Consider the following 26394-nt stretch of genomic DNA (forward strand, 5'->3'; position numbering starts at 1 on the left):
TTATTTATTACTCAACTTTCGCAGAGTAATATCTTATTGCAACTCTTGATATGACTGTTTTATATCGTCTTTCATTATTTCTCTTGTTTTTTATTGATTTTATTTTTTTAAAAGAAAAAGACACCTATCTTTTGGTAAAATTATGGTGATCAAACCAAATACCAAAGAAGGTGTCACCATTATGATAACGAAAAAAGATACTTTTGCACAACTACCAAAAGAACTTGAACGAAGATTTTCTGAATTAAATATAGGCAAACATTTGAGAAAAGCGAGAATTACTAAGGGATTTGGTTATTCATGCTTATCTATTTTCCGTCTTATTTTTTTTGCTTGTTTTCCAATATAAAAATTGGTTTCAAGCACTTCAAAGTAAGAAAGCCGTGGACTTACCTAAAAAAGATACGATCTACCGTTTTCTAAATTCATCTACTTATGCTTGGCGAACTTTTTTACTTTCCTTATGTCAAGATCTTACTGGACGTATAAAAAAGCTTACATCAAACAACAGAGTGAAGGTGTTTATTGTTGATGATTCACTCTTTTCACGCAACCGAAGCAAGTCTGTTGAACTTCTTTCACGAGTATTTGATCATACAGAGAAACGATTCTATAAGGGGTTTCAGTTGCTTACTCTTGGTTGGTCTGATGGATATTCTTTTCTACCTGTAGACTTTGCTTTATTGAGTTCAGCGAAAAAGGAAAATCAACTGAACGGGGTCGATGAATCCATTGATAAACGCACTTCCGGCTACAAGCGTCGTCTTGAAGCACAACAAGATAAGCCAAGCGTTGTCTCTGCTTTATTGGATCATGCCTTAAATGCAGGAATTACAGCTGATTATGTGTTAATGGATACTTGGTTTACGCATGAGCCTTTGATTGAAAAAAATCACGGATAAAGGTTTATTTGTCATTGGTATGGTCAAGCAGCTAAAACAACGTTATTTCATAGATGGTGAAGCCCATACGCTGGATGAACTCTTTAAAAAAGCAAAGCGTACCATGGAAAAGAAAGACCTACTCGGTTCGATCCATGTTCATCTTGCAAAAGGACGACAAGTCAAGATTGTATTCGTGCGTAACCGCAATAAAAAGAGTGAATGGTTAGCCATTTTGAGTACAGATACCACACTTTCAGATGAAGAAATTGTGCGTATTTACGGGATGCGCTGGGACATCGAAACATTTTTCAAGTGTACCAAATCATTGCTTAACCTAGCAAAAGAATTTCAAGGTCGTTCGTATGATCTGTTGATTAGTCATACAACGATTGTGTTTACTCGCTTTATACTCTTAGAGTGGGAGCATAGACAAAACAACGATCCTAAAACGATTGGAAATCTCTTTTTTCTATTATGTGAAGATGTAAAAGATATGAATCTAGAGAGTGCATTGAATCAATTATTAGCGATCTTCCAAACATTAGCAGAAGCTAATGTTTGTTTGAACATGGAATTATTTAAAAGTAAAGTACAAGAATGGATTGCGTCTTTACCCAATTACATCAAGGGATGTCTGACAATATCTGTGTGCGAAAGTTGAGTTTATTATAAATAAAAAATATGAATTTTTTATGGAGAAACATATTAAAATTTCTTAGCTAGTTGTTCTAAAGACTGAAGCTTGTCAACTTTGTCAATCGAGTAGGAGGGAGCGATTAACTCCCGTCCTCTCACACCACCGTACGTACGGTTCCGTATACGGCGGTTCAATTAAGATAATTGACGCAAGTTTTCATAACGAGCTTCAAGACTTTTCAGCCCTTGGTTTCTCCAATAGGAGTTACCAAGGGTTCTGTGTAATATTGGACTTTTTGAAATACGCCAATAACTCTTCCGAGTATTTCCCCATTCATACGCTTGCCATTGTGGTACGCCAAGTTGAATAAGGTTGCGTATCTTTGTTTTCGGTTTCTTCCAGTTCTTCCATAGACACATTCGAAGTCTTCTACGAATCCATTTATCTAATCCAAGGAATATAGATTTGGTGTCTGCTAACGCAAAATATCCACACCATCCCATTAGATATTGATTCAGTTTCTGAATGCGGTATTCCATCGGGTAGGGCATCTTGCGTGATGTGATTTCACGAACTTTATTCTTCATTCGTTTAAGGCTTTCTTTTGCGATACGAACCTTTGGCTCTTTATGATAGGTAAAGCTAAATCCTAGAAACTTACGTTTCCATGGACGGTCGACCGCTGATTTCTTTTCATTTACTTTCAGTCGTAGTGTTCCTTCAATAAATCGCTGGATACTTGCCATTGTGCGAAGTCCTGCTCGTTTACTTTTCACGTAAATGTTACAGTCATCCGCATATCGAACGAATTTGTGTCCTCTTCTTTCCAATTCTTTATCTAGTTCATCTAGTACAATGTTAGATAGTAGCGGACTTAATGGTCCTCCTTGTGGAGTTCCTTCTAATGTGCTTGACACCACACCATCAATCATGACGCCCGATTGTAAATACTTACGAATCAATTTCAGTAATGGTTTATCTTGGATTCTCTTCGCGAGTGTACCCATTAATCTGTCATGGTTGACCTTATCAAAGAATTTCTCCAAGTCCATATCTACAACCCATCGATATCCATCTCTTATATATTCTTTCGCTTTCCTCACCGCATCATGAGCACTTCGGTTTGGTCGAAATCCGTAGCTGTTTTCAGAGAATGTAGGGTCATACACTTTTGAAAGTACTTGGGCGATTGCTTGTTGAATCAAACGGTCTGTTACGGTAGGGATTCCTAGTAAGCGAACTCCGCCATCAGGTTTCGGGATTTCGACTCTGCGGACTGGCATCGGTTCATAAGTTCCCTTGATAATTGCTTCTTTAATCGATAGCCAGTTTTCAACTATGTGCTGTCGTAGATTTTGTACGGGCATCATATCTACTCCGTGGCTTCCTTTATTCTGTTCTACACGTTTTAGTGCTTGAAGCATATTCTCCCGTGACAGGATTTGATTCAAAAGCATCGTTATTCTCCTTCCGTGAATAGCTTGTCTTCTTATGCCAGTGGTCACTCCACCCTCCAAGAGGTCCCCCACGGGATTCACCGCTTCCTCCCTCAAGTGAGGTACTACGTTTTCTGTGTTCATCATGACTCACTGAATGCCAAGGGCTATTCTCTCTTCATTGTTCGGTCCTTCTCAGTTGTTCTAGACCAACTAATACTATGACCTCTGCTGACTTCTGATGGTTCAGCTACTTATCACTAAGTAGGTTATGAAGTGTACTTCACGTATCCATCAGACCTCCCTGGGTAAGAATGTAATCTTTCCTTCCATCTATCTGCTTCATTTACTCTGTATCACCTTCGGCAGAAAGGACTTTGTTTTGTTGTGCAAACTCATCCAATGATACCTAGCCTTGTATGAAGTTCGTGTTCCTCAGACCGGAAGTTTGCCGCTCGCTTCCTTCAGATTCCGCGTCACCACAGACACCCTTGCGTTAAGCTAACCGTTACTTCTGCCTTCACGGCTCGGGACTTGCACCCTATAGATTACATCCATGCCAGGCGCACACAAAAGAAGTTGTTGACAATACTCTTATCAACAACTTCCTTCATCTATATAAAATTGAAATAGGGGGAGACAATTGTAAATCACATTTCTGATGCTTGATACAATAAAAGAGGCTAGATTTTACTATAGCTTTTTGGATAGTTGTTCAAATTCGTCTAAAGTGATCTCTCCTTTGGCTAATCGCACTTTTAATATTTCCATCGGAGATAACTCTTCTTTGCGGTCATTGATAAAACGATGTAAGAGATAAAAACCAATGGCGATTAATACAACCCAGAATAACATCATCCCAATCATCATGGCCAAATCTCCAAACATCACCGTTCACTTTCCTCCTTTTCCTAATTTTAAAACCAATAAGTGATGGTGTCTAATATGCCAAGTAAGATTATCACGATTCCAGCTGCCTTCTGAACGAACCTTCCTGCTTGTTTTCCTTTTTTCATTAGAGTACCGCTAAATCCTAAGTACCATAGAATGAAGATGAAGAAAATAACAGGTACAGAGGTTCCGATGGCAAAGATGCCCGGCAATATCACTCCATAAGACGTTGAGTACACAAGAGGCATTAAAGTCACGAAAAACAGCACAAACATCGTTGGACAAAACGCTAACGAAAAACTGAACCCCATTAAAAAAGAACCTGTTTTTCCTTTCTTTAAAAATCTCTCAGGTATTTTGAACAAGGTTAGGTTCCAATACATTTTAAAAAGCCCTAACAAGTATAAACCTACAAGAATGAGAATGGGACCGATCAGCTTTCTTAGCCACGGAAAATAGAATGTTAGTGTACTTTGAATCTCATTCCCCAAAAGCCAGACAATCATCCCCAAACCGGAAAAGGCAATAATTTTACCAAAAATATAAAGAAACAACTCTTTCCACGCAATTCCTTTTTGCAAGGACTGATTACTGTATAACGTGATTACTCCTAAGTTAGCGGTGAGTTGACACGGGGCCATCGCTCCTACTATACCAAGAACAAACGCTGATAAAATGGGGATAGTGGTTGTATCATGTGCAATATTTAGAAATGGTTGACTTAAAAGGTTACTTATTTGATTGAAAAATGAATACATCCTTCCTCTCACCTTCCCCTCTAATCTGATGTCTATATTGTAGCAGTGGATTTTGTAGAAATGTGGAGTGGTAAATAACAAAGACATGCTAATCGCACGCCTTGTCATTAGCCTATAGTAGTTTCCCCTTTACTGCTATTTGAGTCCAGCTTTCACCGTTATTTGTTGTCACGAAAATATCGCCATTCATGGTGGCCATCACCATTTCCTTTTCATTTTTCGGATTAGAAGCCATATACATGATATGATCTTTTTCATCGAGTGCAGGAACAGAAAGAACTTCCTCCTGCTTTGAATCGAATGATTGTTTGATAAGTACAGGCTTATTGTTTTCTACAGCAGCAAATAAAATCGATTTTTCTTGGAAGAAAAAAGCCATTGTATTGATTTTTCGAGTAAACCGTTCAAACGTATTTCCATTATCTTTTGAAATGAAAATTCCTTCGGTCGTACTAATTCCGACCATATTTTCCTCCGTTGGATGGGCAGCAATCGTTCCTGCAGCAGTTTGCGGTAGGCCGTTTAATTGACTTGGCGACCACGTTTTGCCGTCGTCTTTACTGTAAAATAACCCTTGTCCTAGCTTTTTGTTTTCTTCTTGGTTCACGACATAAATTGTATGGCTTTTATAGCCTACTGCCATATAATGAAAATCAGATTCTTTATAAAACCCTAAGTTCATCAACGTTTGTCCATGATCAAGACTTTTTACAAGACCAAGCGGATTTCCTAAAGATGAACCTTCTTCTGGGTGTCCCGATGCATAAAACCCATCGTCTGTTGCAGAAAAGCCCATATAATCATGTTTATTGGAAGTGGTTTCATACCATTGATTATTTTGGTAAACAAGTAAACCTTCATGTGTAGCAAAGTAAATCGCATTTTGGTTGCCTGCATAACCAATTCCATGTAAATGTTCGAACTTTCCTTCTTTCTTTTCTTTAAAGAAAGGATTATTTGTAACAGATGTGTTGGATTTTGCTTGTTCTTTGCTCGTAATAAAGGACTGTTCTTTTTCATTGGATGATGAACAAGCGCTCAGAAGAAGAATAGCCGATATCATCATCACTTTCGTCATTTTTTTCATTGCTGATAACCCCTTTTTGTGTATGAAATAGCGATCGTACATTTTATAGCAGAAAGATTTGCAGAATTTATGGAGTTTGCTTCTTTGGATATGATATTTGTCACTCTTCATAAACATAAACTCTCTAAGTTTTGTTGGTTTGATCCTTTTTTCGATTGATTTTCTTCCAAGTAAAAAGAAATAAAGAAACAGACAAAAATGTTAATATTCCCTTCCCTTTCCATGTCCAATTCATCAATTGATAAACCGAATAGGCTTCTAAAAGTAAGGCAGGTATTTTCCCTATTGAACTGGCAATCATAAAGATAAGCAAGGAAGTTTTTCCGATCGCTTTAACAAAGGTAACGACTCCTGACGGAACAAAAGGAAGAAGCCGCAAAGATAAAACAAGAAAAAAGGCTTCTAAACCTTTTGCTTCAAGCAAACGTCTGACTTTCGGATGAGAAAACAACTTTGTTTCAGAAAGTTTCCTAAATCCTTTTTTACGATATAAAACAAAAGAGACAACGGCCCCGATGGCTTCCCCAGCAAAAGATAAAAAGGTGCCTTTCTAAAACCCGAACACAGCCAAATTGGCAGCGGTTAAAAAAACGCTTGGCACAAGTCCTAAAAACTGATTATTATATTTATAACGATACTAATGAAGTAAGCAGCATTTTCATATGTGTTGAGTAGTGTAATCATTTGCTCTTTCATTCTCTTCCCATCTTATCCCTTCCATTTATACCCCACCCCCCAAACAGTTTGCAGAAATCGATCGATTGGAAACCCAGCTTGTCTCAGCTTTTCTCTAATATTTTTCACATGAGAATCAATAGTGCGCTCTTCTGTATTTGCGTTATAGCCCCATAGTGATAGAATAATTTGTTCTCTGCTAAACACTCTGCCTGGGTTTTTCAGAAAAAGCCCCAATATGGCAAACTCTTTAGGTGTCAGAAAAAGATCATGTTTATTATATTGAACCTTATGTTGAGCTTCATCCCACACTAAACCTTGAAACTCAATTTTTGGTTGTTTCCCTGCTGAACGGCGCAGAACCGCCTCTATGCGGGCAAGCAGTTCGGATTCGTCAAATGGTTTTGTGATATAGTCATCAGCTCCCATATTAAGTCCTTTTACGATATCCAATGTTTGATCTCTTGCGGTCACCATAATAATAGGGACATTGGAAAATTCTCTAATACATTTACAAGTTTCCCAACCATCCACCTCCGGCATCATAATATCCAATAACACTAAATCCGCTTTGTTATTTTCTAAGTACTGTATTGCTGATAAACCGGATTCACACTTTACACAATGGTACCCTTTAGGCGAAAGATAAAGATCAAGTAAATCTAACATTCGTTTTTCATCATCAACAAGTAATATCGTATACATGCTCCCTCATTCCTTCGGTAATGTAATCATCATTTTCGTTCCTTTTCCGTAGATACTATCCGCATAAATAGAACCTCCATGGGCTTCAATAATTTCTTTTGCTATCGCTAAGCCCAATCCCGTTCCACCGCTGGCTCTTGATCTTGATTTATCCACCCGGTAGAACCGTTCAAAAATATGCGGCAAATCCTCTTCAGGAATTCCTCTGCCTTCGTCTGAAACAATTATCACGATGTTCTTTTTCTCCGTCCTTACATCAATAGAGACGGTAGAACCTTGCTCAGAATATTTTAAAGCATTATCTAACAGATTCATCATCACTTGCTCAAAACGTTTTTGGTCTATATGGACCGTAATGTTTCCATCACAGTGATATATAAGAGACATGTTTTTCGCCTGAAAAGCAGGGTGCATTTTCTCGTATACTTTTCTTAAAAATGAACATAAGTTGGTCGATGACTGATGAATGTGAAAGGAATGCTGATCCATTTTTGCTAATTCAAAAAGTTCTTTTACTAATTTTTGCATATGCTCTGCTTCTTCATAAATAATAGTCAAATATTTCTCTCTCTCTTCTTCCTTAATGTTTGGTCTTCTGGCGATGTCCGCATATCCTTTTACATATGTGAGAGGGGTACGAAGCTCATGAGAAATACTGGCAAGAAATTCGTTTCTTTCTTTTTTTAAGTATTCTAAATCCCTTGCCAATGTTTGAATAGATTTTCCTAATTGCGCTAATTCATCCTCTCCTTTTACTTGTAAACGGACAGAAAAATCACCTTTGCTCAATTTTTCGGTCGCCTGTTTCATGCGAATGAGAGGAATCGTAATCACTCTTGATAAGAAAGCAATCGTTATAATCGTTAAAAATACAGAAAGAATTCCAACGATAATAAAATGATGCTTTAACTTATAAATCATGTTTTGAATGGAAGCTGTATTTTGAAACATATAGACATACCCTTTTATCTTGCCGTCAACCCGAATCGGGCTTACTGTTGAAATATGCGACTCTTTTTGCCAATTTTTTTGTACAATCATACCATCATGGGGAATGTTTTTAACTTCGTTTTTTATTATTCTTTTGGCAAATGGTAAAATATGATCCGAAAAATATAATATATTCCCCTTGTCATCTGTGATAACAACGTCCGTCACCGCTTCCGACTCCATCATGGTGACATGTTCCAACGTAGAAGAGTCGTAATTTTTTTCTAACACATCGCGGTGATTATTTCCTCTTGCCAACAGCTGCTCAAATTCCTCATTAATTCTAGAATGAACAAGCGTAATATATAATGACACAAACAAAACCGTTTCGATTCCTAACACAAATAGAAAAAATAATAGTCCTAATTTAAACGAGATTTTTCTCATTTTTGTCCCTTCCTTATCAGTCCATTAACTTCCATATCGTTTAGGAAAAACTGTTTTTTGATCTCTTTTTCGTTGATTCCGAGCGATATGGCATATGGGTTCCGTCAAATAAATATTTGTACGCTCTCTCTATTTATGCCTTTGGACGATATGTTTATTTTATAAACTAAATTTGCAGAATTTATGGATTTCAATCAAGTGTAACTGTTGGGGACGATTTCACTTTTATCGTAAAATTATTACAACCGCTCCGTATTCTTACGTTATCATAGCGATAAATTCAATAGAAACCAAATACAAAAGCACTGCAGATTTAAGTCTACAGTGCTTGCCGTTTGCCAAACACATTTTAGTAATTGCTCCCTCTTCCGCCGTCTCAGCGATGTGAACATCATGGGTCATTAATATGAATGCTTGTCGACAAGAAACATCTGAACGGTGTGGTAAAGAGCGTTACAGGTTCTTTTTTATTTTCTTATTCAACATTCGGCTCATGCAGGTCGTTCTTAAGCATATCATACTCTATCGCTTGTTGAAACCACTCGTCCTCTTCCTTTGTATGCGGAGACGGAAACGTGTTCCTGAGTTCTTCTACTTCTGCCTCATCTAACCAACTGAAAACTGTCACCGCTAAATGGGCGAAAGACGGTTTCACGATTCATGAAAATGGGAAAATTACCTTGTCGATGGGCATCCATAACGGGAAGAGAGAAAAGCCGATTATCGTCTATGCCTCGAATTTACCTCAAGGAACGATTAAAGAAATCGAATGTTGTTACGATAACGGTTGGTATTTAGCGGTTACGTATGAAGATGGCCAGAAAGCGAAAACCTATCAGCCGGGACATTCGGCCGGTGTGGATCTTGGCGAAATTCATACGATGGCAGTGTTTGGGAAAATGGTCAAGCCCTCCTGATTACTGGAAGAAAAGTACGCTCTCTTCCCTCCTCTTTCCCTTAGACTAACAAGAATCCATTACTGTTTCGAGAAACTTTTGCATCGCTAACGTAGCAGCTACATTTTTACGTTGAATAAAATATGTTTGCTTACCTTGTTTTTATTCCACTAATATTCCTCGTTAGCTAAATTTTCACACTGTACAAAACAAATTTCAGTAAAAAATAAGCTTGGAGAATGGTCTTATCAAGAACGAAATGATAAAAGCCTAAAAAATAAAGGGGCGCACATCTTATACACAACCAATCTGTACGCTCCTTTTCTCTTTTATTAAACGAAAGAATAAAAGCCGAGTTCCTGTGAACCCGACTTTGCTAGTGGATAGATTATGATGAAATAAAGGAAAGAAAAACTCCTGCGACGGCGGAAAATACAACGACAATCCAAGGCGGAAACTTCCAGACCGTTAATAAGCCAAACGCGGCTAAAGCAAGGCAAAAATCGAACGGACTTTTAATCGCTTTCGTCCATACAGGATGATATAGTGCTGCGAGTAAAATTCCCACAACAGCTGCATTGATGCCGTACAGTGCTGCTTGAAAACGAGGATGATGACGAAGCCAATTCCAAAAAGGAAGGGCTCCAAGGATTAACAGAAAAGAAGGTAGAAAGATCGCAAGAGTCGCCACTACAGCTCCTTCCCATCCGAAACTAGCCATTCCTAAGTACGATGCGAATGTAAACAACGGTCCGGGCACTGCTTGTGCTGCTCCGTAACCGGCTAAAAATTGTTCCGCTGTTAGCCAACCTGTAGGAACCACTTCTGTTTGTAATAATGGAAGGACAACATGCCCTCCACCGAATACCAAGGCGCCAGAGCGATAGAAGCTATCAAAGAGCGCAAACAGATTCGAGTCAGTGAACTGTCGGATTATAGGAAGTACCCCTAACAAAACAAAAAATAACATAAGCAAGATACTTGCTGTCTTTTTATGCATCGAGATCGAAATCGGAACTGGTTTTGAATCTGGCGTGCTTCGGAACAAAAACCATCCTAGGATTCCAGCACCTATGATGATTCCTACTTGACTAAAGACACTCGGAATAATCAACGTCAAAATCGCTGCTGCGATGGCAATGGTGGCACGCGGACGATCGGATGCAAAGTTTTTTGCCATGCCCCACACAGCTTGAGCGACGACAGCAACTGCCACAACCAGTAATCCACGGAGCCAGCCAGCCTCACTAAAGGAAGTTCCTTTTAAAAAGTAGGCAAACAAGACAAGTGCAATGACAGAAGGGAGGGTAAATCCAAACCAAGCGGCCACCGCGCCCCAAAAACCAGCCCGCATAAATCCAATCCCCATTCCAACCTGACTGCTCGCCGGCCCCGGTAAGAATTGACACAGCGCGACCAAATCAGCATATGTTTTTTCATCTAACCATTTTCGCCGGTTCACATATTCCTCGCGAAAATATCCTAAATGAGCAATAGGCCCCCCGAAAGAAGTCAATCCTAACCGGGTAGCTGTTTTCAACACTTCCCAAACAGAACCTCTTTGTTCCTGTTGCAACTTAATTTCTCGATTCAACGCCTATTCCTCCTAATGATATAATATCCTGCTATGACGTACTGTACCACATGTAACAAACTCACCAAGTTTAAGCGCGTTAATCCTTTATTTCTTTAAATAGCGCATAAGCTTTTTCTTTCGCTTTCATAAGTACCTCATGTCCCTTTTCGGTTGTTCTGTAATCTGTTCTATTCTTCCCTTCAACCGTTTTTTCTTCTCTTTCTAATAGATTCGCTAACTCCATCTTGTGCAGTAAAGGATACAAGGTTCCAGCGCTCATCTGATCGCCGTGTTTCTTCAGTTCTTTTAACAGCCATGAACCAAATATGGGTTCTTTCTTTAGCGTGATGTAAAATGTGTATGTGAATAAAACCAAGGAGCCATTTACGCAACACTTTATTTTCCATCATGTTCCCCTTCATGATCGAATTTCGATATCGAAAATCGATAGCATCGTATCACGTCTATATGGTGTTTTTCAAGAGAGACATTATTAAGATAAGGTTAATTTTGTGTACCTCTCTCTTAACAAGATGATGTATAAGTTTGTGTAAAGCATTTTGCTAGACCAAAAGAAAAAAGGTAGGGGATTTTCTGATTGGACCAAAAATCTTAGAGAAAGGAGTACCCTACCTATGACTAAAAAGATACCGAATGTCGACTGGGCAAATCGACTGGAAAATGCCATTCGTCACTTTGTGAAAGAAAAATTCGAACTGATCATGCGGGAAGAAATCAAACATTTCCTCGAAATTGAACAGGCTGGAACGCCGAATATGAGAAACGACTACGATCAACGAAATCGAGATACGCAATATGGCCGGATTGAGGGGCTTTTGGTGCCAAGAGAACGAAACCATATTTTTTATATCTGAATACTTATGATTAGAACCAAATCCTTGAATAGGCCTAGTTTTTTTCTATGTTGAACAGTTTACTGGACTCATGTTTCTTGTGGATTTAATGACAAAAGTAAGCAAGTAAAATGCCCATTCGACTCACAACTTCCGTAATTAAAATAAAAACGATCAACTTCCTAATTTCGGTTTTTCGACACCTGCCCAACTAAAATTAGCTTCTCAAAAATTATCAAGAAACTTTAAAGTACAAAAAATAACGGCTCTATAATATTTGGTGTTGGTGAGTAAAAACCAGCACCAATTTTTTTGAACAAAAACATACTAAGATTAGTAGTACAAACCAAGGCCAAGGTTTGTGCTACTATTTTTTATAGTAGAAGTGAAGAAAAGTCGACCAGTCTCAGGGATCTTTGAATCCGTATTAAAAACTGGCTAACTTCACACCCTTATGCGAATCAGTTTAGTATGTTGGGTCCATAGAGATCGTGTATAAGAAAGTGGAATCGATAAGGTAATGTGAAGACTTCTATGAATTGGCAAAGAAGGAGTAATGGAATGAAACATGTTATTGGTTTAGATGTTAGTAAAGGAAAGAGTACAGTAACGATCTATGATAGTTATCGTCAGTGCAAATATGAAGGTGAAATCAATCATACACGAAGAGTTTTTGAACAATTACATAAGCGAATAGTAGATATTACATCACTTGATGACCAAGCACCAGACATTGTATTTGAAGCAACAGGTGTTTATTCAAAACCGATGGAAGCATTTTTAAAAGATTACGGTTATGCATATTATCCCCTTGAAGCCAACTGACAAATGGCGAAGATGCGTCGACATAAAACCGATATAAGCGATGCTCATGAATTCGCCAAAACACATTTTAAAATGGAGAGAGAACCAACCTATATCCAAGATGATTATTATGAGCAGATGCGTGCATTGACACGTTATGATGATGAAATTGATGAAGAAATGATTTTATTAAAAAATCGTATGCATTCCATTTTACAATTGAGTTTTCCAGAATTAGAAAAAATACTGACACCAAATTCTGCACTATTTTTAAATATAGTACAACGATCCCCACACCCAACACTTGTTTTAGCTCACTCTAAAACTGTCATTAAGAATCGCCTAAAAGCGAATACAAGAAAGAACCTTTCTTTAGAACGTGCAGAGAAAAAAGCAATTGCTTTATTAGAAGCTGCTCAAAATAGTGATCCAGCGATTAAATCTACCGATGTGTGATGTGAACAAGTCCGTGATTACGCAAATCGAATAGCAGAATTAAAGGATAAAAAAGAAGCACTTGTCCAACAAATGATTACTTTATCAAAAGATCGAAAAGAGTATATGGTTTTACGTTCCATCCCTGGTATCGGTGATTCTACTGCTTGTAGATTAATTGGGGAAATGGGGGATATTCGTCGCTTTCAAAATGCTAAACAATTGAAGGCTTATGCGGGAATTGATATTATGCGCTATCAATCGGGGAATACACAGTATCGTGATCGTATTAATAAAAGAGGTAACAAACACTTGCGAAAGCTTTTATATTTTATAGTGTGTGCCATGATTATGAAGAAAAAAGATAAACCGAATCATTTTGTAGATTACTATTATCAATTAAAAACACAACCTCAGAGAAAGCCTCATAAGGTTGCGATTATCGCCTGTATCAATAAATTTTTAAAAGTGACGTTCCAGTTACTGACACATGGCATTTTATACGATTATGAAACTGCCTTAAGTTAAATAATCGATTAACTACACTATACCATAAATGACCTTTCGAAAAAATTAAAAATCGTTAGGTCTTTTTGGCATGCCAAAATTTAGTTGTAGTTGTGAGGGGGTACCCCCTCACAACTACAACTAAAATAAAAACATATACAAATTAATAAAATATACTTGACTGATCGTAAGAAAATGAGACAGTGACAAAACTCTGGTAAAATGTAATCGCCAAAACACATTTTCCAAAGGAGTTGTGTCACATGTCTCACCATCATTCTATACGAAACCTACTCAATATAAAAGATAAAAATATCACATTTGATGAAAATTTTTGTGCAGAAGAACTCATTAAAGGGGTTCAATCAAAAGTCTTTTATGGCCAATTAACTTACCAACCAAAAGCGTGCTATGCTTGTGGCCATGTCTTCGATAATCAAATCATTAAACACGGTTTTAAAACGTCTCTCATTAAAATGCCTAGCATTTCAGGTTTTCATACTTACTTAAAATTGCGTAAACAGCGTTATTTCTGTAAACATTGTCATTCCTCGTTTACTTGAAAAACGAGCGTCGTGGCTAAAAACTGTTGTATTTCCAACAATACCAAAGAATCAATTGCTTTAAACGCCAAAGATAAAATATCCGAAAAAGATATTGCGATGAAACATAATGTTTCTCATGCCACTGTCAGTCGTGTCATTGACAGCTTTTATAGCTACTATCAACCAAATGTTCACTACCTTCCAAAGCATTTGTGTTTTGACGAGTTTAAATCAGTGAAATCCGCAGCTGGAGCGATGTCCTTATGGATATCGTGGAGGACCGGAGATTACATGTCCTCAAAGAGTATTTCTTACGGTATTCCAAGAAGGCGAGAGATGCGGTAAAAACGATTGTCATCGATATGTACAGCCCTTATATTTCCTTAATCCAAGAAGTTTTCCCTAAAGCGGAAATCATACTCGACAAATTCCATATCCTCCAACTATTTAGCAGAGCTTTAAACAAAACGCGCATCAACGTCATGAATCGGGATAAAAAGAATTACAATAAATTGAAAAAATACTGGAAGCTCCTTCTGAAAGATCAAACAAAACTTGATTATAAGAACTATACATATCATCGTTGCTTTAAAAAGCATATGTGTGAGGTGGAGATTCTCCACTATCTCATTGATTTAGATTCTGAATTAAAAGCGTCCTATGAGTTATATCAATACGTGCAACATTGCATCAAAACCAAAGACTTTGAGCTCCTAAAGAAAACATTAGAGAATAAACAAAATATCGTTTCCAGCTATATGAAAACCGCCATCAAGACAATCAACAAATACATCAATTACGTCGAGAATACGCTAAAGTACGATTATAATAACGGCATTTTAGAGGGGATTAATAACAAAATCAAAGTGATTAAACGCATTTCTTTCGGTTATCGATCCTTCTATCACTTTAGAAACCGAATATTCATTACCCAAAACTTAGCGAAAATAAAAACAGCTTAGGGGAACCTCGAATTTCCCCTAAGCCATCCGATTACATATTACCAAATAATGTCACTAAAATTTATTCACCAACACCATTTGACAAAGAACCTGTAAAAATCGGATTCTGATTACCTAAAATTTAATCACAATGAAAAAAGCTTAGAGGATTCGAAGTTCCTCTAAGCTGTGCGGTTGCATATACCAGGAGAGTCACAAAATTTTTTCACCAACACTATTTGACAAAGAACCGAAAATTGATAGAAGCATTGTTATTGAAAAAAATGCAAAAAAAATGGCTCCGAAGGTAGGATTCGAACCTACGACCAATCGGTTAACAGCCGATTGCTCTACCACTGAGCTACTTCGGAACAATGATATATTTATAATGTTATTGCGTACAAAATATATTATATCCATTTTTTTTATTTTTACAAGTGGATTATTATAATTTTTTGCCACTAAATGTTGTTTTGCTCCCATCTTTTAAACCGTTAGATTTTTACTTGTGAAATATGCACCACTTTGCAGTGGTATTATGGAATAGCAACGTCCTACTCTCACAAGGGGACCCCTTTCTACCATCGGCGCTAACTCCGAAGCACGTTGACCGGCGAATTTCTGCGTCACCTTCGGCAGTCCGGTGCTCACGTACACAGTACGCTCCGCTCCGGGCTGCCTCGCTTCCTTGAACTTCTTGGTCTCCGTGCTTCTCGTTTCCTCCAAATTATTGTTTTCCTTTCGTTTTAAATACCACTCCTCTATCGCGCCGAACGGACTTTCAGTCCTTGGTAGTAAGAGGCATAAAAAAAGCCACTACCGACCTTCCGTCAGTAATAGCTTTTTGAGCCTAGCAACGTCCTACTCTCACAAGGGGAAGCCCCTTACTACCATCGGCGCTAAAGAGCTTAACTTCCGTGTTCGGTATGGGAACGGGTGTGACCTCTTTGCCATCGTCACTAGACTCATTTGATTATGTATGTAATTACAGAGAGGTTGTTCTCTCAAAACTGGATAACGACATTGAAATGATTGGTTAAGTCCTCGATCGATTAGTATCCGTCAGCTCCACACGTCACCGTGCTTCCACCTCGGACCTATCTACCTCATCGTCTTTGAGGGATCTTACTTGCTTATGCAATGGGAAATCTCATCTTGAGGGGGGCTTCATGCTTAGATGCTTTCAGCACTTATCCCGTCCACACATAGCTACCCAGCGGTGCCTTTGGCAAGACAACTGGTACACCAGCGGTGTGTCCATCCCGGTCCTCTCGTACTAAGGACAGCTCCTCTCAAATTTCCTACGCCCACGACGGATAGGGACCGAACTGTCTCACGACGTTCTGAACCCAGCTCGCGTACCGCTTTAATGGGCGAACAGCCCAACCCTTGGGACCGACTACAGCCCCAGGATGCGATGAGCCGACATCGAGGTGCCAAACCTCCCCGTCGATGTGGACTCTTGGGGGAGATAAGCCTGTTATCCCCGGGGTAGCTTTTATCCGTTGAGCGATGGCCCTTCCATGCGGAACCACCGGATCACTAAGCCCGTCTTTCGACCCTGCTCGACTTGTAGGTCTCGCAGTCAAGCTCCCTTATGCCTTTACACTCTGCGAATGATTTCCAACCATTCTGAGGGAACCTTTGGGCGCCTCCGTTACCTTTTAGGAGGCGACCGCCCCAGTCAAACTGTCCACCTGACACTGTCTCCCAAGCCGATCAGGCTTGCGGGTTAGAATTTCAGTACAACCAGGGTAGTATCCCAAGGGCGCCTCCAGGGAAGCTGGCGCTCCCCCTTCTACGGCTCCTACCTATCCTGTACAAGTTGCACCGAAATTCAATATCAGGTTACAGTAAAGCTCCACGGGGTCTTTCCGTCCTGTCGCGGGTAACCTGCATCTTCACAGGTACTATAATTTCACCGAGTCTCTCGTTGAGACAGTGCCCAGATCGTTACGCCTTTCGTGCGGGTCGGAACTTACCCGACAAGGAATTTCGCTACCTTAGGACCGTTATAGTTACGGCCGCCGTTTACTGGGGCTTCAATTCGGAGCTTCGCTTGCGCTAACTCCTCCTCTTAACCTTCCAGCACCGGGCAGGCGTCAGCCCCTATACTTCACCTTACGGTTTTGCAGAGACCTGTGTTTTTGCTAAACAGTCGCCTGGGCCTATTCACTGCGGCTCATCAGGGCTTGCACCCCAATGAGCACCCCTTCTCCCGAAGTTACGGGGTCATTTTGCCGAGTTCCTTAACGAGAGTTCTCTCGCTCACCTTAGGATTCTCTCCTCGACTACCTGTGTCGGTTTGCGGTACGGGCACCTCCCGCCTCGCTAGAGGCTTTTCTTGGCAGTGTGAAATCAGGAACTTCGCGCATAACGCGCTCCCCATCACAGCTCGGCGTATTAGGAAGCGGATTTGCCTACTTCCACGCCTTGCTGCTTGGACACGCTCGACCAACGGCGTGCATTCCCTATCCTCCTGCGTCCCCCCATCACTCAAACGGCGGGGAGGTGGTACAGGAATATCAACCTGTTGTCCATCGTCTACGCCTTTCGGCCTCGACTTAGGTCCCGACTAACCCTGAGCGGACGAGCCTTCCTCAGGAAACCTTAGTCATTCGGTGGATGGGATTCTCACCCATCTTTCGCTACTCATACCGGCATTCTCACTTCTAAGCGCTCCACCAGTCCTTCCGGTCTGACTTCGACGCACTTAGAACGCTCTCCTACCACTCGTGCAACGCACGAATCCACAGCTTCGGTGAATCGTTTAGCCCCGATACATTTTCGGCGCAGCGTCACTCGACCAGTGAGCTATTACGCACTCTTTAAATGATGGCTGCTTCTAAGCCAACATCCTGGTTGTCTAAGCAACGCCACATCCTTTTCCACTTAACGATTACTTTGGGACCTTAGCTGGTGGTCTGGGCTGTTTCCCTTTTGACCACGGATCTTATCACTCGTAGTCTGACTCCCGTGTATAAATAGCTGGCATTCGGAGTTTGTCTGAATTCGGTAACCCGAGGTGGGCCCCTAGTCCAAACAGTGCTCTACCTCCAGTATTCTTCACACGAGGCTAGCCCTAAAGCTATTTCGGAGAGAACCAGCTATCTCCAAGTTCGATTGGAATTTCTCCGCTACCCACACCTCATCCCCGCACTTTTCAACGTGCGTGGGTTCGGGCCTCCAGTGAGTGTTACCTCACCTTCACCCTGGACATGGGTAGATCACCTGGTTTCGGGTCTACGACCACGTACTCAAAACGCCCTATTCAGACTCGCTTTCGCTGCGGCTCCGCATTTTCTGCTTAACCTTGCACGTAATCGTAACTCGCCGGTTCATTCTACAAAAGGCACGCCATCACCCGTTAACGGGCTCTGACTACTTGTAGGCACACGGTTTCAGGTTCTCTTTCACTCCCCTCCCGGGGTGCTTTTCACCTTTCCCTCACGGTACTGGTTCACTATCGGTCACTAGGGAGTATTTAGCCTTGGGAGATGGTCCTCCCGGATTCCGACGGAATTTCACGTGTTCCGCCGTACTCAGGATCCACTCAGGAGAGGATGGATTTTCGACTACAGGGCTTTTACCTTCTCTGGCCGTCCTTTCCAGAACGGTTCATCTAATCCATCCTTTTGTAACTCCGTATAGAGTGTCCTACAACCCCAAGAGGCAAGCCTCTTGGTTTGGGCTGTTCCCGTTTCGCTCGCCGCTACTCAGGGAATCGATTTTTCTTTCTTCTCCTCCAGGTACTTAGATGTTTCAGTTCCCTGGGTGTGCCTTCTTAACGCTATGGATTCACGTTAAGATACTGTTCCATTACGAACAGTGGGTTCCCCCATTCGGAAATCTCCGGATCAAAGCTTACTTACAGCTCCCCGAAGCATATCGGTGTTAGTCCCGTCCTTCATCGGCTCCTAGTGCCAAGGCATCCACCGTGCGCCCTTAACAACTTAACCTTTACGGTTTTCGATACGCTGCGCAATACTTCGTCAATTTCGCTCGTTCGAATCCTCATGTACGCATATAGTACACTCCGGTTCTCACTCGCTCATTCCCTTGTCTTGCTTGCGTCTCGCAACCCTTACGGCTTTAATCCACGTCGCATTTACGTCGTGTTAGCCTAGTTGTTTGCGCTTTACAGTAAATTGCTTGCTTTCAATGTCGTTTATCCAGTTTTCAAAGAACAACACTATAACTTTGAAGGTCATAAACCTTCAAAACTGAACACAAAACGCTAATGCTTCCGTAAATATCCTTAGAAAGGAGGTGATCCAGCCGCACCTTCCGATACGGCTACCTTGTTACGACTTCACCCCAATCATCTGTCCCACCTTCGGCGGCTGGCTCCCGAAAGGGTTACCTCACCGACTTCGGGTGTTACAGACTCTCGTGGTGTGACGGGCGGTGTGTACAAGGCCCGGGAACGTATTCACCGCGGCATGCTGATCCGCGATTACTAGCGATTCCGGCTTCATGCAGGCGAGTTGCAGCCTGCAATCCGAACTGAGAACGGTTTTTTCGGATTGGCTCCGTCTCGCGACTTCGCGACCGTTTGTACCGTCCATTGTAGCACGTGTGTAGCCCAGGTCATAAGGGGCATGATGATTTGACGTCATCCCCACCTTCCTCCGTATTTGTACGGCAGTCTCCTTAGAGTGCCCAACTGAATGATGGCAACTAAGGACAAGGGTTGCGCTCGTTGCGGGACTTAACCCAACATCTCACGACACGAGCTGACGACAACCATGCACCACCTGTCACCGCTGTCCCCGAAGGGAAGGCTATGTCTCCATAGCGGTCAGCGGGATGTCAAGACCTGGTAAGGTTCTTCGCGTTGCTTCGAATTAAACCACATGCTCCACCGCTTGTGCGGGCCCCCGTCAATTCCTTTGAGTTTCAGTCTTGCGACCGTACTCCCCAGGCGGAGTGCTTAATGCGTTAGCTGCAGCACTAAGGGGTGGAAACCCCCTAACACTTAGCACTCATCGTTTACGGCGTGGACTACCAGGGTATCTAATCCTGTTTGCTCCCCACGCTTTCGCGCCTCAGCGTCAGTTACAGGCCAGGAAGCCGCCTTCGCCACTGGTGTTCCTCCATATCTCTACGCATTTCACCGCTACACATGGAATTCCGCTTCCCTCTCCTGCACTCAAGTCTCCCAGTTTCCAATGACCCTCCCCGGTTAAGCCGGGGGCTTTCACATCAGACTTAAGAAACCGCCTGCGCGCGCTTTACGCCCAATAATTCCGGACAACGCTTGCCACCTACGTATTACCGCGGCTGCTGGCACGTAGTTAGCCGTGGCTTTCTAGTAAGGTACCGTCAAGGTGCAGCCAGTTACTACTGCACTTGTTCTTCCCTTACAACAGAGCTTTACGATCCGAAGACCTTCTTCGCTCACGCGGCGTTGCTCCATCAGGCTTTCGCCCATTGTGGAAGATTCCCTACTGCTGCCTCCCGTAGGAGTCTGGGCCGTGTCTCAGTCCCAGTGTGGCCGATCACCCTCTCAGGTCGGCTACGCATCGTCGCCTTGGTAGGCCGTTACCCCACCAACAAGCTAATGCGCCGCGGGCCCATCCTATAGTGATAGCAGAACCATCTTTCAACATCAAAGCATGCACTTTGATGTGTTATCCGGTATTAGCACGCGTTTCCGCGAGTTATCCCAGTCTATAGGGCAGGTTACCCACGTGTTACTCACCCGTCCGCCGCTAACCTCATGAAAGCTAGGCTTTCAATTGGTTCGCTCGACTTGCATGTATTAGGCACGCCGCCAGCGTTCGTCCTGAGCCAGGATCAAACTCTCCATAAAAGAAAATTTGATTTGCTCAAAAATTGAATGTCCGAATCTAGTTTGTCAACGAGGGTTAACAAACTAGATAATTTATTGCATTAACGTTTTGTTGTTCAGTTTTCAAGGTTCATTTGACATATTTCGCTGTCTTTCGACGACTTTTATATATTAACATCTTTCATTCATGAAAGTCAACACTTTTTCATAAGTTTTTTTTAGGAACCATTTTTACTAAACAAAATCCTATAAAAAGGGGACAAACTGATGTTTCGTAAAATGATATTGGCACTATTTATAGTAATAGTGATTTCCTTTTTAATTTATCCTCAGAAAAGTTCGATTGTTTCCGTTTTTCGAATGACCCATGAACCGCTAGTTATATCTAAGGGTAATTATGGACAATCATTAATAGTGGAAATTTCTTTTACTCACGAAGGATTGCCTGAATGGTTGGAATCACTTCATGCTCCTTATCCTATATTAATGCTGGATGCAAAATGGATTGAACGTTCTCCAAAGCTAGTAGAGTTAATTCAGAAAAAAAACATTTCCACTGGCTTACTCGGAGGTTATGGTAAAGAAGAATATAGCATAAAAACTTTTAATAAAGAAGTGGAGATTTATAAAAAATATTTTAATCAGAAGCCTCTATGGTTTATGACGAAGGATTATGAATTTCCTGGAGAGTTGAAACAAGCTGCCTTTCACGAAGAAATCAATTTATTATCACCATCTCACATTTATGAAGAAGGTAACCACTATCATGATGTAAAAGGTGCTATCATTAGTTTACAACTAGATGAACAATCAAACCCTAATTTCAAAAATATTTCAAAATTTATTCAGCAACATAAATTCATTTCATTAGAAGAAAACATTTTCGGTTACTCCATTAAATCGACAAAAATGCCATGAAAATAATTAATAACATTACATCCTCATTACATCCAACAGAAAAAATATTAAATAAAAATTGAGGGCATCCGACTTGTGTAGTTGGATGCCCTTAATTATTTTCTAAATATCATTACTTACCAACATTCTTCTGCTTTCTTGTTTTTTTGCGCTCATCTAATTTTTTTCGATCTTCATTGGATTTTTGATTGTATTTTGGCAAAGCTAATAATTGATAAGCGTTTACTGCAATTAGAGGGAATAATAATAGGGCTATATATGTATCAATATTGCCCTTACGCCCCATCAACGGAATAATCCACTCTAAACAAGTAATAACAATCATAAAGAACAAAGATGAAATTAAAATATGTTTTTTTCCAGTTAATTGAACTTTTTTTATAGCAGTTGCAATAGCACTAGAGATTAGAAAAATTAATAGTCCTCCATAGAAGAGCCAATCTTTCGCGCTCTCGGCAACCGGAGCAAAACGGAAAATAATTAAATCTCCGACAACCACGATCATCAAAAGAACTTGTACCCAATTCCATAAAGTTAATGTTTTAAAAACACCGACTCCAATTTGATGAATTGTTAAATATGCAAAGAAGCCTGCTTGGGCAATTACGCTCATTGTAAAACCTAAAAAAATCATCCATACAAATGCGGCAAAAAACTCTACTATTTCTCCTGCGGCTAAATATGAACTAAAAAAATTCCATCGAATGATGATGCCTGCCACTCCTGTGACAACACCGCCAATTAACATACACATTGAGAAAAATTTTATCCAATTTCGTATTGTCACGACACAATGCTCCCTTTATTTTTTTCAATCTCTTCATTATTTTATCAATGGTTTTTTAAAAAAGCTATCGAAGTTATAAACATGTACATATTATGAAAAGAATTGTGAAGAATAAATAAAAAGAGAGCCTTTATATAGAAAGGACTGAGAAAGTTGAAAAATCCCCTGTTTAATCGATTATTGATCCTATTCTTCATGTTGATATTGCTCGCGAGTTGTTCCGATTCACCGAATGCCCAACCGTCTTATGAAGAAGTAAAGAAAATTGTCGTCGATGCTATTCAAACAGAAGATGGAAAAAAAGCAATTAGACAATTATTGGAAGATCCTAGTTTTAGGGAGTTAGTTATTTTAGAACACGATGAAGTGGAAACATCAATCAATAATTCATTATTGTCAGAGCAGGCCCAAGAATTTTGGAAAAAAACCTTTGAGGATCCAAAATTTAAGGAATCAATGGCTAAAAGCATGAAAGAACAGCAAACTGAAATTATGAAGCAATTAATAAAAGACGCCTCTTTTCAAGAAGACTTAATTGCATTTTTTGGACAACCTGAAATGAAAAAAGAATTAGAATCCATCTTAAAAAGTGCAGAATTAAGGAAAGAAATTGAAAAAGTTGTAATGGAGACAATTGAAAATCCGTTGCTGCAAACAAAATGGCAAGAGTTAATTAAAAAGAGCGGTGAATCTGGCGGTTCACAAGAAAAAGGTAAAGGAAGTAGTGGTGGGGGGCAAGATGAGCCAGGTCAAGACCAAGGTGGCAGCAGTTAATTATTTAATAAGAAAAAGAAATTGCGATTATATACTCGCTACTCAAAATTTTAGAGGTTGGGACGTAACTAATAAAGTGAACGAGCTGCAAAAAGATTTTTTGTAAAAAATTGATTGGAGTGACGGGGCGAGTGCTCCTGTCGCGCACGCTTAGTCGCAAAGCAAAGCTTTCCTGCGACGAGCCCTCTCAAGACCCCGCAGGAGCGAATGATTGAATCAGAGGAGGCTCGAGCCCAATGTCATCAACTTAACGTTACATTTAATGGAAAATAATATTTAATTTAACTTTTATAAAATTAGGTAATAAGCCTCTTGTAATTTTAAAAAGGCCACCAAAAATCGTTTTAGAATCCAATTTTTGGTTAATAAAACGAGGATGGTGGTTTTTTTGAAAACAAAAAGTACTTTTTTAGGGGCGATTGAGATTACTCGAAAGTTGCTGAATGATGTGATGTTTATGCTTGAATCTCGGACAAAAGAAACGTATTTTACACGAAAAGAAAAGAAGTTAAATTTTAAAAATACTATTCTATTTAGCTTAAACTTTGTTAAAAAGAGCCTCCAAATTGAACTTGACGACTTTTTCGACAAATTTAATTTATCAGAAATTAGTATTTCCAAACAAGGCTATTCAGCCGCACGAAAAAAGATTTCTCCTCTCGCTTTTGTAAAACTTACAAAAGCGATTGTGAATTGGTATTATGAAGAAAATTCCTTTAAAACTTATCGTGGATTTAGACTTTGCGCAATCGATGGAAGTGTGCTCCAAATCCCTGATACTGAGGAGCTTCGAAATTATTTTGGGTATGGAAAAAATCATAAGACAAGTTATGCAAGAGCTAGTGCCTCTTGTATTTACGATCTTGAGAATGGAATCATTATTACTTCTAGAATCAATCCATATAAGGTAGCTGAGCGAGATAGTGCAAAGGATATGATTGAAGAACTCGTACAAATTGGATTAAAAAATGATCTTTTTTTATTTGATCGAGGGTATCCATCGAGAGATTTTATTGCCTATTTAGATGCCCTTGGTATCAAATATGTGATGCGATGTCAAAAAAATACGATAAAGGAAATTGTCGAAGCGAAAGATGCTGATCAAAACATTCATATAATACATAGGAAACAAGTGATTACTGCTCGTGTAGTTAGATTCCCACTGGATTCTGGCACGGAAGAAATACTTGTCACAAATTTAACCGAGGAAGAGTTTGGTATCTCTGAGTTTAAATCTCTTTATTTTAAACGCTGGGGAATTGAAACAGAATATAATGATGTGAAAAATAAAATCGAAATAGAAAATTTCACGGGTAGTTCGAAAATCGCAATTGAACAAGATTTCTATGCATCAATATATTTATCGAATATGGTCAGTTTATTGAGAAATGATGCCAATGAAACAATTAATGAGGAGAGTAAGAAAAAAAGACGAAAACATGATTATCAAGTAAACACAAATATCTTAATAGGAAAATTAAAAGATAGGATGGTTCACTTATTATTAGAAGATTGTCCAATCAAAAGAGAGAGAATGTTTACAAAAATCATGAAAGTGATTATAAGAAATAAGACACCTATTCGATCTGGGAGAAGCTACCCACGAAGGAATGGTCTGTCCTCAACAAAGTATCCCCTAAACCAAAAAAGGTGTCTATAAACAATACATAGGATAAATATAACCTATTTGTTTATTAAATGTAAATAAATTAGGGGCTTAAAAAAATAAAAATTTAAGCCCCGGGCATCCTATTGCCTTTTTTAGCCGATTTTAGAAAATTATCAACACTTTGTAGGTTGAATAGTATTTTTAAAAGTAGACAGCCAGATGGTTGCCTACTAACTGTAAATTATTGGTTGTATAAGTTTCTGACATTGGGCTCGAGCCGGGCCCGCGGAAAGCGTCCCCGGAACGGAAATCAATTTTCTTCAATTATCTATCAAAAAAACACCATTTTCTCACGGGAGAAAATGGTGTTTTTTTATCTTTTGTCCCTGCCTCTTTTACTATCCTACTCCAATTTATTAATAACTTTTTGAGCTATATCTAAATAGATTTTTCCTGTTGGATGGTTTTCTTCATAGATTGATGGAGCGAAATCCTCGTTATCCCAGTCAGGTTGTCCAAGCGGAATTTGTCCTAATAAGTCTGTGCGCAATTCTTCAGCAAGCTTTTGTCCTCCGCCTTTACCAAAAACATATTCTCGCTCACCAGTTTTCGACTCATACCAAGCCATATTTTCAATAACACCAAGAACTTCATGGTTAGTTTGAACGGCCATTGCACCAGCACGTGCTGCAACAAATGCTGCTGTTGGATGTGGTGTTGTGACGATAATTTCTTTGGATGTAGGCAACGCTTGGTGAACATCCAATGCTACGTCTCCAGTACCTGGTGGTAAATCTAATAATAGATAGTCAATATCTCCCCATTCTACATCACGGAAGAATTGATCTAATACTTTACCAAGCATTGGACCACGCCAAATAATCGGTGCATTGTTCTCCACGAAAAATCCCATGGATATGACTTTTACCCCTTTACGTTCCACAGGATAAATTCGATCATTTTTTACAATCGGCATTTCCTCAATTCCCATCATATCTGGGACACTGAACCCATAAATGTCCGCATCAATTAAGCCCACTTTTTTCCCTAAACGAGCTAAAGAAACAGCTAAATTTACTGATACTGTGGACTTACCTACACCACCTTTTCCTGATGCAATGGCAATCACTTTTACTGTAGATAATGGTGATAAAATATCTCGGGACTCGGCTTCATTTGCTTTTCCACGGAAACGTTCAAGAACTTCCGTTGGCAACTCTTCGAATCGAATTCCTACAGTTGAAGCACCGGCTTCTTTTAATTTTTCAACAATTTTCATTTGCAATTGTAATTGTTCTGGGGTATTCGTTTTAGCAATCGCAACTTTTACACTCACATGATTTTTTTCTTCTTTTATTGATACATTGACAATACCGTTTGTTTCTTCAAGCGTTCTATGTAAAAACGGGTCTTGTAGTTGTCCTAAAATTTCACGGACTTGTTGTTCATTGATCACGATAAACACTCCCCTATATTAGCTTCCGATTGATAGTATAAGTATAAC

At 39.8% G+C, this 26394-nt stretch carries 16 protein-coding genes, 1 tRNA gene, 3 rRNA genes and 5 pseudogenes; 10 read left to right on the forward strand and 15 right to left on the reverse strand.

The genetic code is table 11. The annotated features are described in order from the left end of the window. Positions 1-181: 181 nt before the first annotated feature. Positions 182-1545 (forward strand): annotated as a pseudogene (locus NSU17_RS06790) (IS4 family transposase). Between the two features lie 170 nt (positions 1546-1715). Here NSU17_RS06790 and ltrA read toward each other — a convergent pair. The 7 genes and pseudogenes from ltrA to NSU17_RS06825 form a co-directional block, all read right to left on the reverse strand. Beyond that, entirely contained in the window at positions 1716-2978 is a 1263-nt protein-coding gene (gene ltrA, locus NSU17_RS06795) for a group II intron reverse transcriptase/maturase (RefSeq protein ID WP_340704653.1), read from the reverse strand. Positions 2979-3650: 672 nt separating this feature from the next. Continuing rightward, positions 3651-3845, reverse strand: a complete 195-nt coding sequence (locus NSU17_RS06800; RefSeq protein ID WP_141103885.1) for an SHOCT domain-containing protein — start codon at positions 3843-3845, stop codon at positions 3651-3653. Positions 3846-3874: 29 nt separating this feature from the next. Then, positions 3875-4606 (reverse strand): urease accessory protein UreH domain-containing protein, encoded by a 732-nt coding sequence (locus tag NSU17_RS06805; RefSeq protein ID WP_208651694.1) that lies wholly within the window; start codon positions 4604-4606, stop codon positions 3875-3877. A gap of 112 nt (positions 4607-4718) precedes the next feature. Continuing rightward, positions 4719-5693, reverse strand: coding sequence for a F510_1955 family glycosylhydrolase (locus NSU17_RS06810; RefSeq protein ID WP_340704654.1), 975 nt, complete (start codon positions 5691-5693; stop codon positions 4719-4721). Positions 5694-5817: 124 nt separating this feature from the next. Next, positions 5818-6389, reverse strand: a pseudogene (locus tag NSU17_RS06815) (TVP38/TMEM64 family protein). A gap of 12 nt (positions 6390-6401) precedes the next feature. After that, on the reverse strand, positions 6402-7073 hold the full coding sequence (locus NSU17_RS06820; protein ID WP_340704655.1) for a response regulator transcription factor: 672 nt from the start codon (positions 7071-7073) through the stop codon (positions 6402-6404). Between the two features lie 6 nt (positions 7074-7079). Beyond that, the gene (locus tag NSU17_RS06825; protein WP_340434111.1) at positions 7080-8450 is read right to left on the reverse strand and encodes a sensor histidine kinase; all 1371 of its coding nucleotides are present in this window, start codon (positions 8448-8450) and stop codon (positions 7080-7082) included. A 680-nt stretch (positions 8451-9130) separates the two neighbouring features. On the opposite strand from NSU17_RS06825, the gene NSU17_RS06830 reads away from it, so the two are divergent. After that, positions 9131-9367 (forward strand): hypothetical protein, encoded by a 237-nt coding sequence (locus NSU17_RS06830; protein ID WP_340704656.1) that lies wholly within the window; start codon positions 9131-9133, stop codon positions 9365-9367. A gap of 367 nt (positions 9368-9734) precedes the next feature. Here the strand turns inward: NSU17_RS06830 and chrA are convergent, their stop codons facing one another. Together chrA and NSU17_RS06840 are read right to left on the reverse strand one after the other, a co-directional pair. Beyond that, entirely contained in the window at positions 9735-10940 is a 1206-nt protein-coding gene (chrA, locus tag NSU17_RS06835; RefSeq protein ID WP_340704657.1) for a chromate efflux transporter, read from the reverse strand. Positions 10941-11019: 79 nt separating this feature from the next. Next, a pseudogene (locus tag NSU17_RS06840) lies at positions 11020-11329 on the reverse strand (PadR family transcriptional regulator). A gap of 228 nt (positions 11330-11557) precedes the next feature. On the opposite strand from NSU17_RS06840, the pseudogene NSU17_RS06845 reads away from it, so the two are divergent. From NSU17_RS06845 to NSU17_RS06865, 5 genes and pseudogenes are all read left to right on the forward strand, one after another. Further along, positions 11558-11788 (forward strand): annotated as a pseudogene (locus NSU17_RS06845) (IS256 family transposase); the annotation flags it as partial. 549 nt (positions 11789-12337) lie between these two features. After that, positions 12338-13543: pseudogene (locus NSU17_RS06850) on the forward strand (IS110 family transposase). Positions 13544-13785: 242 nt separating this feature from the next. Continuing rightward, positions 13786-14085, forward strand: coding sequence for a transposase family protein (locus tag NSU17_RS06855; RefSeq protein ID WP_340704658.1), 300 nt, complete (start codon positions 13786-13788; stop codon positions 14083-14085). A gap of 12 nt (positions 14086-14097) precedes the next feature. Further along, entirely contained in the window at positions 14098-14412 is a 315-nt protein-coding gene (locus NSU17_RS06860; protein WP_340704659.1) for a hypothetical protein, read from the forward strand. Then, positions 14331-15029: an ISL3 family transposase gene (locus NSU17_RS06865; protein ID WP_340704660.1), complete on the forward strand. Its 699-nt coding sequence runs from the start codon at positions 14331-14333 to the stop codon at positions 15027-15029. The genes NSU17_RS06860 and NSU17_RS06865 overlap by 82 nt, the downstream gene beginning before the upstream one ends. Before the next feature lie 275 nt (positions 15030-15304). Here the strand turns inward: NSU17_RS06865 and NSU17_RS06870 are convergent. The 4 genes from NSU17_RS06870 to NSU17_RS06885 all read right to left on the reverse strand — a co-directional run bounded on the left by NSU17_RS06870 (position 15305) and on the right by NSU17_RS06885 (position 20823). After that, positions 15305-15379, reverse strand: a tRNA-Asn gene (locus tag NSU17_RS06870). A gap of 477 nt (positions 15380-15856) precedes the next feature. Next, positions 15857-15972, reverse strand: a 5S ribosomal RNA gene (gene rrf / locus NSU17_RS06875). Positions 15973-16040: 68 nt separating this feature from the next. Next, positions 16041-18967: ribosomal RNA gene (locus NSU17_RS06880) — 23S ribosomal RNA — on the reverse strand. 303 nt (positions 18968-19270) lie between these two features. After that, positions 19271-20823, reverse strand: a 16S ribosomal RNA gene (locus NSU17_RS06885). The 16S, 23S and 5S rRNA genes sit together here with 1 tRNA gene alongside, the layout of an rRNA operon. 246 nt (positions 20824-21069) lie before the next feature. Between NSU17_RS06885 and NSU17_RS06890 the strand changes: the two genes are divergently transcribed. Then, positions 21070-21720, forward strand: coding sequence for a hypothetical protein (locus NSU17_RS06890; RefSeq protein WP_339287655.1), 651 nt, complete (start codon positions 21070-21072; stop codon positions 21718-21720). A gap of 112 nt (positions 21721-21832) precedes the next feature. Here NSU17_RS06890 and NSU17_RS06895 read toward each other — a convergent pair whose 3' ends face one another. Continuing rightward, on the reverse strand, positions 21833-22507 hold the full coding sequence (locus tag NSU17_RS06895) for a KinB-signaling pathway activation protein (RefSeq protein ID WP_340704661.1): 675 nt from the start codon (positions 22505-22507) through the stop codon (positions 21833-21835). A 153-nt stretch (positions 22508-22660) separates the two neighbouring features. On the opposite strand from NSU17_RS06895, the gene gerD reads away from it, so the two are divergent. Then, positions 22661-23281, forward strand: a complete 621-nt coding sequence (gerD, locus tag NSU17_RS06900) for a spore germination lipoprotein GerD (RefSeq protein ID WP_340704662.1) — start codon at positions 22661-22663, stop codon at positions 23279-23281. 379 nt (positions 23282-23660) lie between these two features. Further along, positions 23661-24941, forward strand: coding sequence for an IS4 family transposase (locus NSU17_RS06905; protein WP_340705490.1), 1281 nt, complete (start codon positions 23661-23663; stop codon positions 24939-24941). Between the two features lie 352 nt (positions 24942-25293). Here the strand turns inward: NSU17_RS06905 and NSU17_RS06910 are convergent, their stop codons facing one another. Beyond that, a complete protein-coding gene (locus NSU17_RS06910) occupies positions 25294-26346 on the reverse strand; it encodes an Mrp/NBP35 family ATP-binding protein (RefSeq protein ID WP_096550118.1) in 1053 nt (350 codons plus the stop codon). Positions 26347-26394: the final 48 nt, after the last annotated feature.

Origin of the sequence: Ureibacillus sp. FSL K6-2830 (genome assembly GCF_038004145.1) — a bacterium.
In the GTDB taxonomy this organism is placed as follows: domain Bacteria; phylum Bacillota; class Bacilli; order Bacillales_A; family Planococcaceae; genus Ureibacillus; species Ureibacillus thermosphaericus.

Coding starts and splice junctions, on each gene's coding strand:
- NSU17_RS06820 (WP_340704655.1), bottom strand. CDS start 7,073: ATGTATACGATATTACTTGTTGATGATGAAAAACGAATGTTAGATTTA.
- NSU17_RS06810 (WP_340704654.1), bottom strand. CDS start 5,693: ATGAAAAAAATGACGAAAGTGATGATGATATCGGCTATTCTTCTTCTG.
- NSU17_RS06825 (WP_340434111.1), bottom strand. CDS start 8,450: ATGAGAAAAATCTCGTTTAAATTAGGACTATTATTTTTTCTATTTGTG.
- NSU17_RS06855 (WP_340704658.1), top strand. CDS start 13,786: ATGTCTCACCATCATTCTATACGAAACCTACTCAATATAAAAGATAAA.
- NSU17_RS06865 (WP_340704660.1), top strand. CDS start 14,331: ATGGATATCGTGGAGGACCGGAGATTACATGTCCTCAAAGAGTATTTC.
- NSU17_RS06800 (WP_141103885.1), bottom strand. CDS start 3,845: ATGTTTGGAGATTTGGCCATGATGATTGGGATGATGTTATTCTGGGTT.
- ltrA (WP_340704653.1), bottom strand. CDS start 2,978: ATGCTTTTGAATCAAATCCTGTCACGGGAGAATATGCTTCAAGCACTA.
- NSU17_RS06890 (WP_339287655.1), top strand. CDS start 21,070: ATGTTTCGTAAAATGATATTGGCACTATTTATAGTAATAGTGATTTCC.
- NSU17_RS06805 (WP_208651694.1), bottom strand. CDS start 4,606: ATGTATTCATTTTTCAATCAAATAAGTAACCTTTTAAGTCAACCATTT.